Origin of the sequence: Kiloniella sp. (genome assembly GCF_048270245.1) — a bacterium.
GTDB lineage: Bacteria > Pseudomonadota > Alphaproteobacteria > Kiloniellales > Kiloniellaceae > Kiloniella.
Map to the genome: position 1 here is coordinate 324,480 of NZ_JBLWTH010000001.1, position 17,091 is coordinate 341,570.

Sequence of the window (17,091 nt, forward strand, 5' to 3'; positions counted from 1 at the left end):
GGTCTGGGTAATAAAACTAACCGATTTGAGCGCCTAAGCCGTTCATCAACTTGGCGAAATCAGGGAAGCTGGTGTCAATTGCATCTGCGTCCAGAACCTTTACGGGTTCGCTCGCAGCCATTCCCATAACCAGAAAGCTCATGGCAATGCGGTGATCAAAATGCGTTGTGATCGTGCCGCCACCCTTTACGCTAGCGGGTGATCCTTCAACAATAAGATAATCATCCCCTTCTTCACAGGTGACGCCGCAAGCCTTGAGGCCATTGGCAACTGCTGAAAGGCGGTCACTTTCTTTGACCCGAAGTTCTCCTAAGCCTTCCATAACGGTTTTGCCTTCGGCAAAAGAAGCAGCAATTGCCAGTATGGGATATTCATCAATCATAGAGGGCGCACGTTCTGCGGGTACGGTGATACCTTTGAGTTTACTTGCGCGGACAACGAGATCTGCAACAGGTTCACCTGCTTCAGTACGTTCGTTTTCCAGCGTAATGTCGGCACCCATTTCTTTCAAGGTGATGTAAATTCCATTGCGATGCGGGTTCATGCCGATACCGGGAAGGCGAAGCTCAGACCCTTTGTTGATCAGGGCAGCAACGGTTGGAAAGGCTGCTGAAGACGGGTCCGAAGGGACGTGTACATCGGCTGCTTTAAGTTCTGGTTGCCCTACAATAGTCGTTTCTCTGCCTTCGTCCGTTTGGGTCACGCGAACTTCCGCGCCAAAGTGACGGAGCATAAGTTCCGTATGGTCCCGGGTATGTTCTGTTTCGATGACGGTTGTTTCGCCGGGAGTATTTAGTCCGGCCAACAAGATACATGATTTTACCTGGGCTGATGCCATCGGGAGCTTATACCGGATCGGCATCGGGGTTTCTGCGCCCTGTACCATCAGGGGGAGGCGTTGGCCTGAGCGGCAGCGAACCTGTGTGCCCATTTCTGCCAATGGATTGGCAACGCGCCCCATCGGGCGTTTTCTGAGTGAGGCGTCCCCGGTCATAAAGGTTGTGATCGGATGACTGCCAAGAATACCCATTAACAACCGTGCCGAGGTTCCTGAATTTCCCATGTCCAGGACATCTTCAGGTTCACAAAGGCCACCAATGCCGCGTCCTTCAATATGCCAGACGCCTTGATCATCACGTTCCACATGAGCGCCGAGAGCGCGCATGGCTTTGGCAGTCGCCAGCACATCTTCGCCTTCCAACATACCAAAGACGTTGGTTTTTCCGATTGCGAGGGCCCCAAACATTAGGGATCTATGCGAGATAGATTTGTCGCCGGGAACTTTAACTGTACCTTTGAGTGAAGAGCTTGGGGTTGAAGACAAAGAATTATCGCTGGTCATTAATGTATTCCGTGTTTCGCTTTTCAGATTCGCCATTGTCTGGCATTCGGCGAATCTGTTGTGTGTTGAAAATTCGTATCGACGATGTCGTCACAACTCTTTTTCGCGTTATCAGATCCAAAAGGATTATTTCGGTCTCTTTTATAGGGGAAAGCAGGTTTTTACCAGAGTTTGATGTGCACAAAGTTAATGCTGTGACATATTGAAGGATGAGGTGGTGAATTTTTTTCTCAATATTTAAATTGTCATTCACCCTTTATTGACAGTCTGTGGTGATCATGGCATTTGCAGTTTTTTCGAAACCATAGTGTGGTTGTTACAAAATTTTAGTTGGAGGATCTGGCTGTGAGTAAGCCGGAATGGGGTAGCAAACGTACCTGTCTAAGCTGTAAGGCGAAATTTTACGATTTTTTGAAATCACCAATCGTGTGTCCCAAATGCGGGTCTGAATTGGATTTGAGTGCTAAATCAAACCAGCCAAAGCAAAGCGCTAAGGCAGAGGTTGAAGAAGCAAATGAAGCGCAGGATGTTGATTTGGATACATCTGATAACGTTGTGGACTTCCCGGATGAGGAGGAATTGCTTCACATAGATGACGGTGATGATCTAGACCCGGATGATGATGAAGATCTTCAGGGTGTAAGCGCCGGCGCTGGCGGTATCAGCGACGACTGAGTCGGTTAGATTCTGACAGGAAGCGTGCTTTTCTTTTGGTAAGGAAATATTTTTCTTGCCAAGGAGGAAAAGACGTCATATTTTCCGCCGCATCAGCTGTTTTGCGGCGGATAAATTGGGGCCATAGCTCAGCTGGGAGAGCGCTTCGCTGGCAGCGAAGAGGTCAGGAGTTCGATCCTCCTTGGCTCCACCATCAAAACCCCTAGGGAAACCTAGGGGTTTTGCCATTTTGGGCACAGAATTTTCAACGTGAATTTCTAGGGTTTTACAAACAGGTTTGCGAAACCCTGTTTTGGCACCAGACTTTTGGCTAATGGAGCCAGATAATCCGGCGAATATTTCCGGTACACTCTCATGATTGTTTCTTGAGTTGTCGCGGTCATATCTGAGATTTGATCCACTGAATGCCCATCCATTGCCAGCCATGAAATCACTGAATGTTTCAGTATGTGCGGCGAGACGTCGTGAAGACCCGTTTTGACACAGGCTTTCTTGAATGATTTTTTGATGTCTGCAATCGGTTTGCCCATATATTCGACCACATAAGGCGTTTGAGCGTACTGCTTCACTTCCCTTAGTGCCTCTGAATATTCTTGATCGATAGGAACGACTGTTCGCCGCTTCTTGCTGGTCATCAATTGGGGATCGCGAAAGTCGATCCAGTTGTGATCCAAGTTTACACGATCCCATGTCAGTCCAAGGATTGCGCTTTTGCGTGCTGCTGAGGCCATTGCAATCAAAATGTATGTTTTCAAATGCATTGTGCTGGCTGTTTCCAACAGTTCGTAAGCTTCTTCCTTGGTGATGAACCGTTCTCTCGGTGCACTTCTGGGAGGCAGAGTGATTATAGGTGCGGATTCGATCCACTTGTTCTTTACGGCGTGGTTCAGCGTTGCTCGTAGCTCGATTAGCTCTTCGCGTAACATTCCCTGAACGTTGGCTCGTTTTTCCATGTAGGCATGAAGAAAGACGCTTGTGAGTTGGTCCGGCCTGAGATTTCCAAAGTGTTCTATAAGTGGTGGGTGAAAATAAGTTATTGATGATGCTCGTCTCAGTTTTCTGAGCTGAACATCTTTCATTCGCTTGGATAGAAGCTCTGCGATTGAGGGTTTTTTGTCTGGGGCATTTTTCGCTGCTTTGTAATCGACTAGGCATTGTTCTGCCTCCAGCGCGTTTGTAGTGAACGTACACTTTGTTTCTCGCCCATCACGGATGTACCAATATTTCCGGTTTTTAAGTGTGACGAGACGTGGTTGTTTTCTTGGGCGGGCCATGTGTAACGCTCCAGATATTCATTTAAAGCAGTTTGAGAAACACGTATTGAGCATCCTGGGCGACGATGTGATGACATGACGCCACGTTTAACTAGTTTCCGTGCTGTTTCATAACAAACATTGAGACGATCTGCGACTTGATGAAGTGTCAACAAAGGATCATCTTCTTGCTTTAATATGTTGGGAACGTTATTATTTGCGAAATTGCTCATGAATATTCCTTCTTGGTTTGTTCGAAACTGCGTCAACAGTTTGAGCGGTTGGATATACTTAAGATGGCTCGGAATTTTTTTCCGGGCCATTTTTTGGTTCTATTGATTGGTCGAGTTTTTCTTCAAAAGCATACATCCTATCGGTAATATCGATTAGATAACCTTCTAATGCTTTCAATTGATTACTAGTTTCTTCGTTTGTGTATTCTTGTTTTTCATCTTCAAAATGGCTTACAAAGTCGAATTCCACCTGAACCTCGACATCGTTGGACCAGATCAATTGATTGAATGCATTTCTTGGGTCAATATTAAGTAACTCACAAATTTTTGCTAACTTAGGTAGAGGAGGATACTGACCGCCTTCTTCTCCAGCTTTCTCGTATTTAACCATTGAGTTCAGGCTAGCGCCTATGAATTTTGCAAGCTTAACCCGTGAAACTCCCTTCTTGTCACGTGCCACCCTTATAAGTTCACCAAGTGAATTTGTAGAAAACACCTGCCCTTTCCCCGGCATTACTCTACGCAAAGCAACTTCTGCATAGCTCATTTTGTTGTCTACTTTTTCACTCACTAAACAAGTCCTGTCAAAATTATGTACAAATAAGTACATTATTTTGACATGCAGTCAACTCAATTTGATATCGATAGGGGAATTAGGTGGTAAATTACAATCAAAGACTGCATATGGGTAAGGTGTAAGTTTAAAAATTTCTAAATGGGCATTTGAAAAACGCCTTTAACCAAAGGGAAATTATATGTCCTTATTGAGGGAAATCCAAGATGCTGCGGTTAGTTCTGAGGTAGAGCTGTCAGTCTTGCTTCGTAAATGCACAGTTCTGGCTGCGAGGCTCGGTAATGATGAGTTTAAGCACTGGGTAAGCAGTGAATTAAACGGGTATAAAGAAGTTGATGAATTACCTGAATATAGAATTATTACCGTAACTTCTAAGGGACATTTTTCCGGGCCATTTCAAACAGGATTACGTAATGCTGATATACCTTTGTTGTGTGTTCCTAAGAACTTTCGTGAAGGGTTATCGACGTATTATATGCTTGAACCAACAGCTACAATGGAATCTCTCGTAGCTAAATCAGATGGTAATGGAACTCTATCTCAACCATGGAACCCAGATTTAGTAGCTCATGTCGGTCAAGAAATGTATGAAGGTATGAATTGTTTGCAGGCATGGAAAGTTATCCCAGTAACGGCCTTTGTATCTGCACTTGATACCATCAGAAATAGAATATTAACGTTTGTTCTCGAAATTGAATCAGAAGAGCCTGAGGCAGGAGAAGCTGCAATTAATAGTGAGCCTGTTCCACAAGAGACAGTGACCAAAATATTTATAAATAATATACAGGGCGATGTTCAAAACATTGCGAGCGATAGCCGTGATTTTTCTCAAAAAGCTGATATGGAGAAAGAGATCCCAGCAGTATTTCTCGAACTAATTGAAGCTCTAAAGACAATATCAGATGAGGAGTTGAGGAGAAAAACTATTAATTGTGTGGAGGATATGAGGGATACGCATGGCACAGAAGGTTTTAAAGAGAAGTATCTTACTTTTATGTCTATTTTCTCAGATCACGTAGGAGTGTTAGGGCCTGTAGTCGCATCATTTTTACCTGTTTTGGCTTCATTATAGTTTTACCCGAGATTTATGAACGGCGCAGTGTAGCAGAGTGTACGCCGTTCATTTTTGTGATTTTTTAATGAAGAGGAAACAGTTCTTTGTTAATTAAATCAACCTGATTACCTGTGAGAGCCAGTTGGCGGAGCGGTGCGCGAATTTTGGGTACAAAGTCTTTATGTTTACCCCAGCCAAAGATCACTTCAGAATCGATATCGAAATCCTCGCTAAGATCATCAGCAAGTCTTACTAGGGCATCTCTCTCAACAGAATGTAGATCGATACCAAGAATAGCAGTATCAACAACTCGTTCTTCAATGTCGCTACAACTTGACTGACCACTTTCAAAATTGGTTTCCATCATACCAAATAAAGCTTCTTCATCTGGACAATCGTCTATAAATAACCCTCGGTCTATTGCGAGTTGTAAAAGCTCATTTACCTCAAGATATTTTATTATTTGCGTAAGATGAGCAGATAAAGCAGTTGCTTTACGAGTGTGCCCCTCAAACGATGAAATTCTGTATCTATCTAGTTCTTGTAATGCGTCTCTAACAAATGAATTCATGCCCTCGGTAACTTCCTTAGGTGATTCCTCAGTAATCTCTTCAATTGAACCGGGGATATTCCTTAGGACCTGATTTTCTGCGGTTTTCTCTTTCCCAAGAAGTTCATGCAAAGACAGGCCATAAAGCTCACAGAGCGTTTTTAAACGGCTCAAAGGTGGTTCTGATGTTCCGTCCTCATATTTCTCAAGTGACTTGGCAGAAATGCCCGTTTCCGCTTGAACTTTTGCCCGTGAAAGGTTGGTGTAATCTCTGGCAGCACGTAGCTTATGGGCCAGAGTTTCTTCTGTGTTGATTTCCGGTAGATCGTTCATTTGTTTTACCATGTTTTTGTTTCCTAAAGTTGTGTTTGAATTATTCCCTTTGCCTACGTTTACGTTACGTAGGCTTGGGGAAGGGTTCCGGGGGACATTCCCCGGCAGTTCTCGGGGAGAGCATGGGGACAAAGGTTCCTTCCAATAATCCCGGTACTTCGGTGACTTTCCAAAGCACTCCCCTGTCACTCAAAAGCGTGAGGACTTCATTCAGTCCGCCACGTTCCTGAGCACTCAAGACATCAGCCGTCATGGCCTTGCCTGAAATCGTTTTGAATAGGTCGCGTGTGATGAAAGCGGTCTGAGTTTCAGGCATTGTTAGTTCCTCAGACAATGCCTGATCGCTGAGTTCTTCACCCTCGAGATAGCGTTTGCGAATACTTGGTTCTTTGCTCAGGTTTTTACGCTTGAAAGCCCGGCTCCACGTGAGTTGACGAGCACCTTTGAAGGCAATGGCATATTCTTGGAAAAGAGCGGCGTCACGTTCGTCACCTGTCTCGTTATAATCGGTAAGGATTTGCCAAGGTGTACGACCATTCTTGCTTCGTTTGACGTGTGCTTTGGTCATTTCCATAGCAACACCCCATTTACCAACATACTCGGCGGCACCTTTGCTGTCGTTTACCCGGTCATAGCGAAAAGCATTTCGGCTACATTGACCAAAGCCGTTACGCTCAACTGACTTGGCCCATGTTTCAAATAGCCATTCGCCAAATTCCAGCATTTGCCCATCAGTGGCCTTCTGATCAAAGAAAATCAGAATGTGTAAGTGTGGGTGCCAGCCATTGTTGCCGTGAGTGATTTCCAGAGCGCGAATATCACCGATCCAACCGTTACAATCTCTTGTGGTCTGCCAGCCTTTTCCGGTTTTGACCTTGCGCCATGCATTGGCGACGGCTTGTTTTAACTCTGCACAGGATTGAAAGCGGTGATGCGGTATTGTCAGTGTCGCCATATAGGCGCGGCCTGAAATACGTCTGTGAGCGTCCAGAAGTTCATCAAGTTCAGTTAAGCGGCCCTGAGTGATCTTTGCAGCGCAAACAGGACACATCCATACAGAGCCACAGGTTTCGACACTGCCAAAGTGAGATTGTCCCTGATGATGGTGAAGTGAAGCGAAACCCCCAATGGTCTTTTGACCGCAGCAAGATACCCGCTCTTGGCGCATAAGCGCGCTTGATGACCGTCTCAGAGCATGGCGACGGTATTTTTGATTTCCCGGTTCGGAGAGTTTTCCGGCTTGGGAGTTTTGGTTTGCGACAGGTGGTGAAGCATTATTTGCGTGTATATCAAGGGAGACCGTCATAGGCTGCCTCCAGTGATTGTATTATGCTTTAGAAAGTTTTGCCGATGACTACGCTTAAAGATTTTGTCAAAGCTGCTCTTAGTGATGTTACTGAAGCTCTTTTGGAGTTTGACCAAGAGGGGCGTAATCGAGAGCGAGGTATTACACCATTCCCCATAATTGGAGAGCCAACAGAAACTGGCGTAGGAGAATACTTTACTGGAAGAGCATTTGATCGTGATGAAGATGGGGTCATGATTATCAAGCGTGGTCAAAAAACGCGCTTTGTTCCGCACATAGTTATGCCGATGCAGTTTGATGTTGCTATTACGGCAAGTTCGCAAGAGGGAGTCGCGGGTGGAGTGTCTATTAAAGTATTGGAATTTGTTAAAATAGGTGCGGACGTTAAGGTAGAGGAAGCTAACAGCACAGTAAGCCGCGTCAGTTTCAAAGTGCCGTTGCAACTCGCAAGAAGCGAGTGAGTTGATAGACAGAGGTTTTTGTCCTCGTCCTGTCGGACGAGTAAGCGATGGATTTTCTTTTTTAGAGGGGATTACATCCCCTAGAGCTGGGTGGAGAGGGCGGAGTTTCCTACCGCCCTCGTCCCCTCTAAAGGCTCGGGTTGCTTCCCAGCAGAGCCCGGCCAAAATCTCGGTAATGATTGTAGAGAAGTGCTGCATTACTTTGCACCTCTCGATTTGGTCGGTTTTAGTCCACCTTGTTTAAGTATTTTGTTGATACTTGGTCTGGAGAGATTGAACTCTTCACAGAGCTTGGCGACTTTCTTCCCTTTTTCGAACGCTATACATATTTTGGCATCACGCTCTCTATGTGCTTTGACCTTGTAAAGTTTCTCAAAGGTTCTTGCGTTGAACTCTGAAATTTCAAAGTGTTCAGCAGTTTCCAGCCATGAAGCTTTTGCGTCTAAGCCTTCACCTCGTAACTCATTAAAAAAATCATGAATTGCTTTTCCAAGTAGCAGGTTTCGCTCGTTCTGAGCCTGATGTCTTTTATCTGCTTCTGCCCTTAAGCGATCATTGTGTTCTTTGACTTTTTTTGCTGGATCAATGTTTGGAAGAGCATGAGCCATCAAGGTCTCTAAATCTTCCCACGAAAGCTCAATAATGATCCTGCATTTGTTGCCACTTGGCTCAATCTTGAGGTCTGAAATGACACTGCTTGGTATTAGGCGATCAGACATGAGAAAGCCCTCCTGCATTGATTGGAAATGCAGAGAGTGACAAAAGGGAGTTTCGCAAACAGGTTTGTAAAACCCCTAGGGCAGTAGTTATAAGTTGTTGAAAAATATAGAGAGGGCGTTCTAGAGGATTTTTAGTTTTTGCTTGGTTTTGCTTGAGTTCCCCGTCTCTGGCAGCGAAGAGGTCAGGAGTTCGATCCTCCTTGGCTCCACCATCAAAACCCATCGCCTAAAGCGGTGGGTTTTGTTTTTTTAAGACAAACTTTTTATAAAACTGTCTTATTCTTCCTAAACAATATCCAATAGCTTCTCGGTTGGTTGGTCGCTGTCCATGCGCCATTTTCCGCCTCTGGCAGGAGTGATGCCGTCCAGATTGATAATGGTTGAGAGCATTCGGTCGATAAATACTTCGGCGCGTCTGGTCAACGATTGCCGCGAAGGGTAGAGCAGATAAATAGGCTTGGAAGGAACAGTGTAGGCTGGTAATACCCGCTCTAACTTACCTTCTGCCAGTTGCTCTTTTATCAGCAGGTAAGGAAGCTTTGTATAGCCGATTCCCCGATTTAAGGCGTTCACGATGACATCGGGATTATCAAAGGTATAGTTTGATTGTACTTCTGCGAGATATTCTTGTTTGTCTTTTCTGACAATTTTCTTGGTTACTTTTTTTTCATCTCGGTATTGGATCATGGGTATTTCGACGAGATCTTGCGGAGTTTGAGGGCGTCCGTAGCGATCCAGAAAGTCAGGTGTTGCGACGAGCATTAGTTGTAAGTCTCCGATCTTGCGGGCCAGAGCATCGGATTTTCCGAGCGATCCTACACGGACCGCCAGATCAATTCGATCCTTCACTAAATCCGCAAGTTGATCACTGAGTTTTAAGGATATATTGAGTTCGGGATACTGGCTTTGAAGCTCAAAAACGATCGGGGCGACAAGGCTTTGCCCAACGGCCAGAGGTGCTGTAATTCGAAGCGACCCGGTTAGGCTTTCATCCAGATTTTTTAGTTCTTCATGCAGCTTGTTTACTTGGCTGAGGATGTTATCTGCATTGCTGTAAACGACTAATCCTGCTTCGGTAGGTTTTACGCCCCGTGATGTTCTGAACAGTAGCTCTTTCTGAAGAATACTTTCCAGTAGAGTAATCTGTTGGCTAACTGCGGGCTGGCTAATGTTGAGTACCTTTGCCGCGCCAGAGAGAGAGCCTTTGTCTATGGAGATCATAAATGTTTGGAAAAGTTGTAGGCGATCCATAGAAAATCCTTAGTATAAGCAGTGCTTATATAGGGTATAGGCATAAAACCTCTCCCGATCCAGAAAAATATACTGATATTAAGCGGTATTGATTTGGATAACTGTGATATCGGGAAATTTTTACATGACACTCTCAAGACGCGATTTACTAAGAGGCTCACTTTTAACCGGTGGTGCTGGGCTTGTTGCTTCGATGGCATCGCTTTCTGTTTCAATGCCGGGCTTTGCCGCGGCCCCGAAAGCGGGTGTGCAAACGACGGGTGCCTATCGGTTTTCCGTTGGTAATTTTGAAGTAACTGCTTTGTTGGACGGCTATATTGACGCTGGTTCGGATCTGATCCCCAGTTATGATCCACAGGTGGCAGAACAGCTTTATAAAGATCAGTTTCGGACCCCTCCGGTTGATAAAATTCGGGTTCCGATTAATTCTTTTGTGGTGAATACAGGGGAGAAGATTATCCTGATTGATTCAGGTACTGCGGACAATATGGGGCCTACGCTCGGACAGTTTACGGGCAATCTCAAAACAGCAGGAATCACGCCTGAATCTGTGGATGCGATTCTTTTAACTCATATGCACGTGGATCATATCTCTGGCATTACATCAAAAGAAGGAAAAGCGCACTTCCCTAATGCCGAATTGATTGTACACAAGAACGATTGGGACTTCTGGCATGACGATGCTTATATTTCAGAAGCGTCTGATTTTCTGAAAACAAACTCTGCAAATGCCAAGGCAATGTCTGCGCCTTATTCGAAGCGTTTGACGCTTATTGATAAGGACGGTGAAATTCTACCGGGTATTGAGGCTGTAGCGTTGCCTGGTCATACGCCAGGGCATACAGGTTTTGTCCTACGTTCCGAAGGTCAGGAAGTATTAATTTGGGGAGATGTCGTTCATTTTACCGCCCTGCAATTTCAACATCCTGAATGGAGTATCGCGTTTGATATAGATATGCAGCAAGCTGAGAAAACCCGCCGCAGAATGCTTGATTGGGTGAGTGCAGACAGGGTAGCTGTTCTGGGAAGCCACCTTGAATTTCCTGGGCTTGGGCATGTTGCTGAGGACAAAGGCGCTTACAGGTACTATCAATCAAGCTGGCAGTACCAACTGTAATTTCCGTGTCAGGGATGATTTAAATGATTGGGCTGTGTGTTTGGAAGCATGCAGCCCATAGCGCCTAGTTGATTTGAAAATATTAAAACAATTATAGATAGAGAATTATACAAAAACTAGCTAGAGAATAGAGATCTTGATCGAAAGTTGTTAATTGATATTTTTAATCCTCTTTAAGTTGCACTTGTTTTTTTGTAATGACCTAATACGTGCTCACTATAAATAAAACTTTTTAGAACAGAGGAGAATATTATGAACAAAGTAACAACAAAAAAAGCCAAGCAATCTCTAGCTCAGTCTGTTTCTGTGCCGAAGAAACGGACTCAATACAAAATTAAATTAAGTAACCAAAAAGCTTTCTGCGGCAAACTATGCATGCCGAGTTCTAGCTAGAGTTTTAACATATTCTTGTGTGGTAATCCTATAAAACGAAGATCATCACACAGATGAATTATCAATCGAAATCGAGCCTGCTCATCAGGTGGTTGTAGGTTAACACCTGCCTGATGAGTGCTTGAAACTCTATAAGCATGTGAACGTGAATCACATAGAATAGCCAAGTATGTCTTCTTTCTGGTCGAAGGCATTGTATCTGTTCCCGACTGATATATGAATTTCATGTTCCTTGGTATGCCCAATTCGTTGCTGACGGAATGCCGCGTTGAAGCGAGATTTTCCTGAAGTTTGTGATGCAGGAATCAGTCTTTATTTGGAGTAATTAGGTATGGAATTAGTTGATGTAAATAAAGATCTGGCAGGCGATCTTTCGCTGCCTTTAGAACTGTCAGGAATCAAAAAATTAACTCAACTAGAAGATATTAAAAATTATATCTTCAATATGGACATGTCTATGATCTTCTTCAAAATGACAAATGAAGAATCAGCAGGTGAGCTTGGTTTGTTATGGGAAGAGGAAGATGCCAAATACGCGATAGAGCAATATCGTCAATATCTCTATCTTCTACGGAAGTATGACAGCGATATTTCACCGACTTTGGCCATAGATGCTGTTTGGCATAATCACATTCTTGATACGCGAAAATATGTCGAAGATTGTCAGATAATTTTTGGCTACTACCTTCATCATTTCCCTTATTTTGGATCAAGAAGTACAGAAGATCGACGCCAGTTAGAAAAAGCTTTTAGTAATACGGTTAATTTATTCAAGCAAGAATTTGGGGTTGATATTACCAAGGCAATTGACGAAGAAATAAAAACTACTTCAGCCCCTTAATTTAAATAGCTGCTGCAATTTTATGTAAATCATTAAACTTATTATCGCTGTAGCTGTTTGGTCTCAACCAACTCGGTTAGCTTCACCAAAATGCTCTTGAGATAAGGGCGCAGAGTTGCTGCCTTTTTTGCATCGTAATCGAAGGGCGGGCTTTCTTCTTCCAAGTGCGTGCGCTGGGCCAGTTCCATTTGAATAGCGTGGATATTATTGTGTGGCTGCCCATAGTGGCGTGTTGTCCAGCCTCCTTTGAAGCGTGCGTTAAGAACGGTACTGTATTCAGGTGCGCTATTACAGATATCCCAAACATTTTTCTCAATCACCTTGTTACAAGTCTCTCCGTTGTTTGTGCCGATGTTAAAATCAGGTAACTGCTCGTCAAAGAGAAACGGAATGGTGGACCTGATAGAATGGCAATCATAGAGAATGGCCGTTCCATGAATGTTGCGAACGCGTTCAAGCTCTGCCTGAAGGGCAGTATGATAGGGCGCGTGGAAGTCCAGACGGCGTTTTTCAATTTCAGCTTCATCTGGTGCGCAACCATCTTGGTAAATTGGCTGATTATCGAAATCAGTCAAAGGGCATAGGCCAGTTGTGTTCTGTCCGGGATATAGGCTGACACCGGAAGGATCTCGGTTAGCATCAATGGCATAGCGATGAAAGTTTGCTTTGACGATTGTTACATCTGGCAGAAGGTCGGCGTAAAGCAAGTCAATATGCCAATCCGTATCGGCAAGCTTTTTTCCGTTAGCATTTAATTTAGTTAAAATTTTTTCAGGAAGCCAGGTCCCCGTATGGGGCATGCCCAGCACAACTGGACTATTCCCGTTTGTGACGCTTACCGGAGACATCGGTGTCTCGAAAGTAGAGGTGTAAGGCATAAAAACTTTCTTTTCGTGGCTTGATAAGGTCTATCTTTATTTATATTATGTATGTACATAATGTTTTGTCAAGCGATGGCGAGGAGCAGGGAAGTGAGACATCTGTGGGTAGGACAAGCACTTACGCAAAGCGGATGGCAGCGGGATGTGCATGTTGTAATTGGTGATGATGGACGGATCGTTTCAGTTGAGTCTGGTGTTGTTCCTGAAGCCCCTGTTGTTAAGCAGGCGGATAAATTTGGCGTGCTTTTGCCTTCGCCGACAAACCTTCATAGTCATGCTTTTCAGCGGGCGATGGCAGGTATGACCGAAACCAGAGGTCCGGACCCTAAAGACAGCTTCTGGACTTGGCGAAAGCTTATGTATCGCTTTTTGGATCATCTAAGCCCGGAGGATATCGAGGCGATTACAGCCTATATGCAGATGGAAATGCTGGAAGCGGGCTATGCTGCGGTCTGTGAATTTCATTATTTACACCATCAACCCGGTGGTGTGGCTTATGATGATATCGGAGAACTTTCCCATCGAATCATTGCGGCATCAAAAGAAACGGGAATGGGGTTGACGCTTTTGCCTGTGCTCTACGAACACGGTGGATGTGATGGTCGCGCATTGGGGGCGGGACAAATCAGGTTTGGGAACACGCTGGATCGATTCCAAAAACTCTTTGAATCCGCAGCGACAGAACTCAAAATATTACCGGATGACACAAGATTAGGTGTTGCGCCTCATTCCCTTCGGGCTGTTAGTCAGCAAGGAATGCGCTTTGCAACAGGGCTTGCGCCGGCAGCACCCTTGCATATGCATATTGCTGAACAAACAGCTGAAATTGAAGAGATCCAATCTTCATGGGGTAAACGCCCCGTAGAGTGGTTGTTAGAAAATCATGCTGTGGACGAACGTTGGTGCTTGATACACTGCACCCATATGGAACCACACGAAACAGAAGGTTTGGCGCGAACAAATGCTGTTGCAGGTCTCTGTCCGATAACAGAATCTAGCTTGGGGGACGGTATTTTTGACGGTGTTCGCTATGTTAATGCTGGTGGCCGTTTTGGGGTTGGCTCTGATTCAAATATTCGCATTTCCTTATCAGAAGAATTACGGACGTTGGAATATTCGCAACGCCTTCGCGATCGGGGACGGGCGGTTTTTGCAACCAAAGAAAAATCTACGGGTCGTGTTTTGATGGATGCTGTTGTGGCGGGTGGATCGCAAGCAGGGCAACGTGAATCTGGTGCTATCGCAGTTGGACGGCATGCGGATCTTTTTGCTCTGGATATGAATGCTGTTGATCTGTTGGGTAAAGACGGAGATGCCATTCTGGACAGCTATATCTTTGCTGGTGATGACCATATGATCACTGATGTCTGGTCAGCAGGCCGTCATCTGGTAAAAGAGGGGCATCATATCAAGCGGGATCAAATCGTTGCCCGCTACAAGAAAACGATAATGTCATTAAAGGACCGGATTTGACCACAACAGAGATCAACAGCTGGCAAAGTGTAAAAGCCGAGGTCATGCGCCGGATTATTGAACGGATTTGGCTACCCGGTGACATGATTCCCAATGAAATTAATTTAGCTGAAGAATTTGGCTGCGCGCGCGCAACGGTTAACCGGGCGATGCGTGCCCTTGCCGACGAAGGTTTGCTGGAACGTCGCCGCAAGGCGGGGACCCGCGTGGCATTGAATCCAATCCGGAAGGCAACATTGGAAATCCCGATCACAAGGTTGGAGGTTGAGCAACGGGGGTGGGCGTGGCGCCATACTGTTTTGGAAAGGACAGAGACACCGCCTTCGGTTGCTGTGGCAAGTCGCCTTGGATTGTCTGACACGGTTGAGATGTTGCATGTTCGCAGCTTGCATTATGCGGACAATCAGCCCTTTCTCTATGAAGATCGGTGGGTGAACTTGTGCGAAGTTGCGGCTATTCGTGATGTGAACTTGCAAGAGATTGATGCAAACGAATGGCTGGTCCAAAATACGCCCTTAACAAAGGGCGACATTTCCTTCTATGCAGCGAATGCGACCAGCCAAGAAGCTGAACTGTTACAAGCAACCGAAGGGGCGGCCATTTTTGTAATTGATCGTACAACATGGAACGCTGATATTCCGGTAACAATCGTTCGCTTGGCCTATGCCCCTGGCTATCGCATGCATACAGAAATTTAAGAGTTTTATACCTGGGTCATTTTCTGTGACATTCTGTCACTTTGTTGTTTGATGATTGCATTCCTATTTTAGCAAGATCTTATATCCGACTAAAATACTGTGAGAATATGCATGGCTGATACAACGGCTCAAGGTTTGTCTTCCTCAATGCCTGACACGTTAACATCTGGTGAACCCAAAATCTTCCAGCTGATTTATGCTGTGCCGCTCATAGGCTCTTTTTTCAAAGAGCTCTTGGATCCCAATTCGGATGCGACGTTGTATTTCTTGCTTAATGTCGTGCTTATGTGGATTTTCTGTGGGGCATTTTGGGGGATTAAAGGTGTGTTTGCGGTTGCTTTGTGCCTTGTTCCCGTAATGTTTATTGTGATTCTCAGGATAACACTTGGAAAAGTACCGGTTTCTGAAGCTGACGATAGAACGCCGTAATATTTATATTCGTAATCTTCGAAAAATTAAGGTTGTTGTTTAAGGGTAACAACCAACACTCAGATTAAAATGTGCTGAGTGCTGGTTTACCATCGATATTAGAGCCTGTTCTTATATCAGGGATTGTGATCCGTGGCGATTATAGCACCTGATCAAATGCCTTGAGTAGTTTTTGGATGTCATCAGGGCTGGTGTAGTGGACGAAGGAAACGCGAACGGCCCCCGCTTCAGGATCAAGATTCATTCCCTCAAAAAGCCGATAGGAATAGAAATGACCACCTGCGGCCATAATGCCGTGTTTGGAAAGGTCTTCGGCAACGGATCGTCCATTACGTTTGGTTATGATGGAAATGGTTGGTGCTCTTTCTTCGGGGGTATCTGGCCCCAAAAGGCGTAAACCATTTCGCCCTCGGATATATTCGAGCAAAGGTGCCATCAAGTCTTGCTCATGGGCCTGAAAAAGATCATGGACATTTTTGCCCCGCGTAAGGGGATCCGCTTCATGATCAAAGTGATGGGCATGTACAGCATCAAAATACTCTGAAACGCCGTTGGAAGCTGCAACTTGAGCATGATCTGGACCCGCAGGTACAAGTCGTTTGTGGGCTAGATCTTTGTTAAAGAAATGCCCCTGATGAGCCAGAATATCCCTTGTTTCTTGGCGGATAACCATCAACCCCTGATGTGGGCCAAAGGTTTTGTAGAGCGAAAAGAGATACACATCTGCGCCGAGGGCAGAAACATCGGGGAAACCGTGCCCGGCATAGGAAACGCCATCAACGACAACTTTTGCGCCAACGGCGTGGGCACGCGCTGTTATTTCAGCAACAGGGTTCACATGAGCAATGATATTTGAGCAATGAGGAAAAGTGACAAGACGTGTTTTGTCGTTCAATAAATTATCTAGGTCAGCAAGGTTCAGATACCCGGTTTCTGAATCAACTCGCCATTCGCGAACAATAATTCCACTGTCAGCTAATCTTCGCCAAACGCCAGAGTTTGCCTCGTGGTCCTGATTGGTGACAATGATTTCATCGCCTTCTTGCATGGTGGCCTGAAAAGCCTGTGCCAGTACATAGGTGTTCTGGCTGGTCGATGGCCCCAGATCAATCTCAGCTTCTGTAACATTCAGATAGGCGGCTAGTTTGATGAGGGCCTGATCCATTTCATGTCCAGCAGCTTCAGATGCGGGAAAGGGGTGGTAAGGCTGTAGTTTGGTTTTGCAATAGTATGAGTTCAGGCGCTCAATAACTTGACGGCAGGCATAAGATCCCCCCGCATTTTCAAAAAAAGACCAGTTTTCAAGAGAGGGCTCTTTAAAGGCAGGAAAATTGGAGCGAATAAAATCTAGATCTAATGTTGTCATGAGCGGTATTTGTCTCTTTATGTTGGAGGATTAAGAGTCAGGGGCCTTTTAATCTGTCTAAATCAGTGGAATTTGAGCCAAGGAAGAGTGTGTTTGCTATTAAGGGTAGAAACACGGAAAATTAGTTATTCTTTAGAGTATG

18 protein-coding genes and 1 tRNA gene are annotated in these 17,091 nt (G+C 45.0%); 9 read left to right on the top strand and 10 right to left on the bottom strand.

The features are described 5' to 3' along the window. Window positions 1-16 precede the first annotated feature (16 nt). Window positions 17-1,342: a 3-phosphoshikimate 1-carboxyvinyltransferase gene (gene aroA, locus ACN0W5_RS01500; protein WP_417452495.1), complete on the bottom strand. Its 1,326-nt coding sequence runs from the start codon at window positions 1,340-1,342 to the stop codon at window positions 17-19. A 345-nt stretch (window positions 1,343-1,687) separates the two neighbouring features. Here aroA and ACN0W5_RS01505 point away from each other — a divergent pair, with 345 nt between their 5' ends. Both ACN0W5_RS01505 and ACN0W5_RS01510 read left to right on the top strand, forming a co-directional pair. Then, entirely contained in the window at window positions 1,688-2,017 is a 330-nt protein-coding gene (locus ACN0W5_RS01505; protein ID WP_417452496.1) for an FYDLN acid domain-containing protein, read from the top strand. Between the two features lie 117 nt (window positions 2,018-2,134). Then, window positions 2,135-2,210: transfer RNA gene (locus ACN0W5_RS01510), tRNA-Ala, on the top strand. Between the two features lie 64 nt (window positions 2,211-2,274). Here the strand turns inward: ACN0W5_RS01510 and ACN0W5_RS01515 are convergent. From ACN0W5_RS01515 to ACN0W5_RS01525, 3 genes are all read right to left on the bottom strand, one after another. After that, window positions 2,275-3,096: a site-specific integrase gene (locus ACN0W5_RS01515; RefSeq protein WP_417452497.1), complete on the bottom strand. Its 822-nt coding sequence runs from the start codon at window positions 3,094-3,096 to the stop codon at window positions 2,275-2,277. A 68-nt stretch (window positions 3,097-3,164) separates the two neighbouring features. Then, window positions 3,165-3,503 (bottom strand): helix-turn-helix domain-containing protein, encoded by a 339-nt coding sequence (locus tag ACN0W5_RS01520; protein ID WP_417452498.1) that lies wholly within the window; start codon window positions 3,501-3,503, stop codon window positions 3,165-3,167. A 58-nt stretch (window positions 3,504-3,561) separates the two neighbouring features. Next, the gene (locus ACN0W5_RS01525; protein ID WP_417452499.1) at window positions 3,562-4,074 is read right to left on the bottom strand and encodes a helix-turn-helix domain-containing protein; all 513 of its coding nucleotides are present in this window, start codon (window positions 4,072-4,074) and stop codon (window positions 3,562-3,564) included. Window positions 4,075-4,258: 184 nt separating this feature from the next. On the opposite strand from ACN0W5_RS01525, the gene ACN0W5_RS01530 reads away from it, so the two are divergent. Continuing rightward, a complete protein-coding gene (locus tag ACN0W5_RS01530; protein WP_417452500.1) occupies window positions 4,259-5,149 on the top strand; it encodes a hypothetical protein in 891 nt (296 codons plus the stop codon). Between the two features lie 64 nt (window positions 5,150-5,213). On the opposite strand, the gene ACN0W5_RS01535 is transcribed toward ACN0W5_RS01530, so the two are convergent. Next, complete coding sequence (locus tag ACN0W5_RS01535) at window positions 5,214-6,026, bottom strand: helix-turn-helix domain-containing protein (protein WP_417452501.1); 813 nt, start codon at window positions 6,024-6,026, stop codon at window positions 5,214-5,216. 52 nt (window positions 6,027-6,078) lie between these two features. Next, window positions 6,079-7,320 carry a protein rep gene (locus tag ACN0W5_RS01540; protein ID WP_417452502.1) on the bottom strand — a complete coding sequence of 414 codons (1,242 nt, stop codon included), beginning with the start codon at window positions 7,318-7,320 and terminating at the stop codon, window positions 6,079-6,081. Window positions 7,321-7,364: 44 nt separating this feature from the next. On the opposite strand from ACN0W5_RS01540, the gene ACN0W5_RS01545 reads away from it, so the two are divergent. After that, a complete protein-coding gene (locus ACN0W5_RS01545) occupies window positions 7,365-7,781 on the top strand; it encodes a hypothetical protein (RefSeq protein WP_417452503.1) in 417 nt (138 codons plus the stop codon). A 197-nt stretch (window positions 7,782-7,978) separates the two neighbouring features. On the opposite strand, the gene ACN0W5_RS01550 is transcribed toward ACN0W5_RS01545, so the two are convergent. Continuing rightward, on the bottom strand, window positions 7,979-8,500 hold the full coding sequence (locus tag ACN0W5_RS01550) for a hypothetical protein (RefSeq protein ID WP_417452504.1): 522 nt from the start codon (window positions 8,498-8,500) through the stop codon (window positions 7,979-7,981). 285 nt (window positions 8,501-8,785) lie between these two features. After that, on the bottom strand, window positions 8,786-9,751 hold the full coding sequence (locus ACN0W5_RS01555; protein ID WP_417452505.1) for a LysR substrate-binding domain-containing protein: 966 nt from the start codon (window positions 9,749-9,751) through the stop codon (window positions 8,786-8,788). A 124-nt stretch (window positions 9,752-9,875) separates the two neighbouring features. On the opposite strand from ACN0W5_RS01555, the gene ACN0W5_RS01560 reads away from it, so the two are divergent. Together ACN0W5_RS01560 and ACN0W5_RS01565 are read left to right on the top strand one after the other, a co-directional pair. Beyond that, entirely contained in the window at window positions 9,876-10,868 is a 993-nt protein-coding gene (locus tag ACN0W5_RS01560; RefSeq protein WP_417452506.1) for an MBL fold metallo-hydrolase, read from the top strand. Window positions 10,869-11,592: 724 nt separating this feature from the next. Then, window positions 11,593-12,102: a glycine-rich domain-containing protein gene (locus ACN0W5_RS01565; RefSeq protein ID WP_417452507.1), complete on the top strand. Its 510-nt coding sequence runs from the start codon at window positions 11,593-11,595 to the stop codon at window positions 12,100-12,102. A 41-nt stretch (window positions 12,103-12,143) separates the two neighbouring features. Here the strand turns inward: ACN0W5_RS01565 and hutG are convergent, their stop codons facing one another. Beyond that, a complete protein-coding gene (gene hutG / locus ACN0W5_RS01570; protein ID WP_417452508.1) occupies window positions 12,144-12,980 on the bottom strand; it encodes an N-formylglutamate deformylase in 837 nt (278 codons plus the stop codon). Window positions 12,981-13,073: 93 nt separating this feature from the next. Here hutG and ACN0W5_RS01575 point away from each other — a divergent pair, with 93 nt between their 5' ends. The 3 genes from ACN0W5_RS01575 (at window position 13,074) to ACN0W5_RS01585 (ending at window position 15,583) form a co-directional block, all read left to right on the top strand. Further along, window positions 13,074-14,456: a formimidoylglutamate deiminase gene (locus tag ACN0W5_RS01575; protein ID WP_417452509.1), complete on the top strand. Its 1,383-nt coding sequence runs from the start codon at window positions 13,074-13,076 to the stop codon at window positions 14,454-14,456. Continuing rightward, complete coding sequence (locus ACN0W5_RS01580; protein WP_417452510.1) at window positions 14,453-15,154, top strand: GntR family transcriptional regulator; 702 nt, start codon at window positions 14,453-14,455, stop codon at window positions 15,152-15,154. The genes ACN0W5_RS01575 and ACN0W5_RS01580 overlap by 4 nt, the downstream gene beginning before the upstream one ends. Before the next feature lie 111 nt (window positions 15,155-15,265). Next, a complete protein-coding gene (locus ACN0W5_RS01585) occupies window positions 15,266-15,583 on the top strand; it encodes a hypothetical protein (protein ID WP_417452511.1) in 318 nt (105 codons plus the stop codon). A gap of 139 nt (window positions 15,584-15,722) precedes the next feature. Here ACN0W5_RS01585 and ACN0W5_RS01590 read toward each other — a convergent pair whose 3' ends face one another. Then, a complete protein-coding gene (locus ACN0W5_RS01590) occupies window positions 15,723-16,949 on the bottom strand; it encodes an aminotransferase class V-fold PLP-dependent enzyme (RefSeq protein WP_417452512.1) in 1,227 nt (408 codons plus the stop codon). Window positions 16,950-17,091 lie beyond the last annotated feature (142 nt).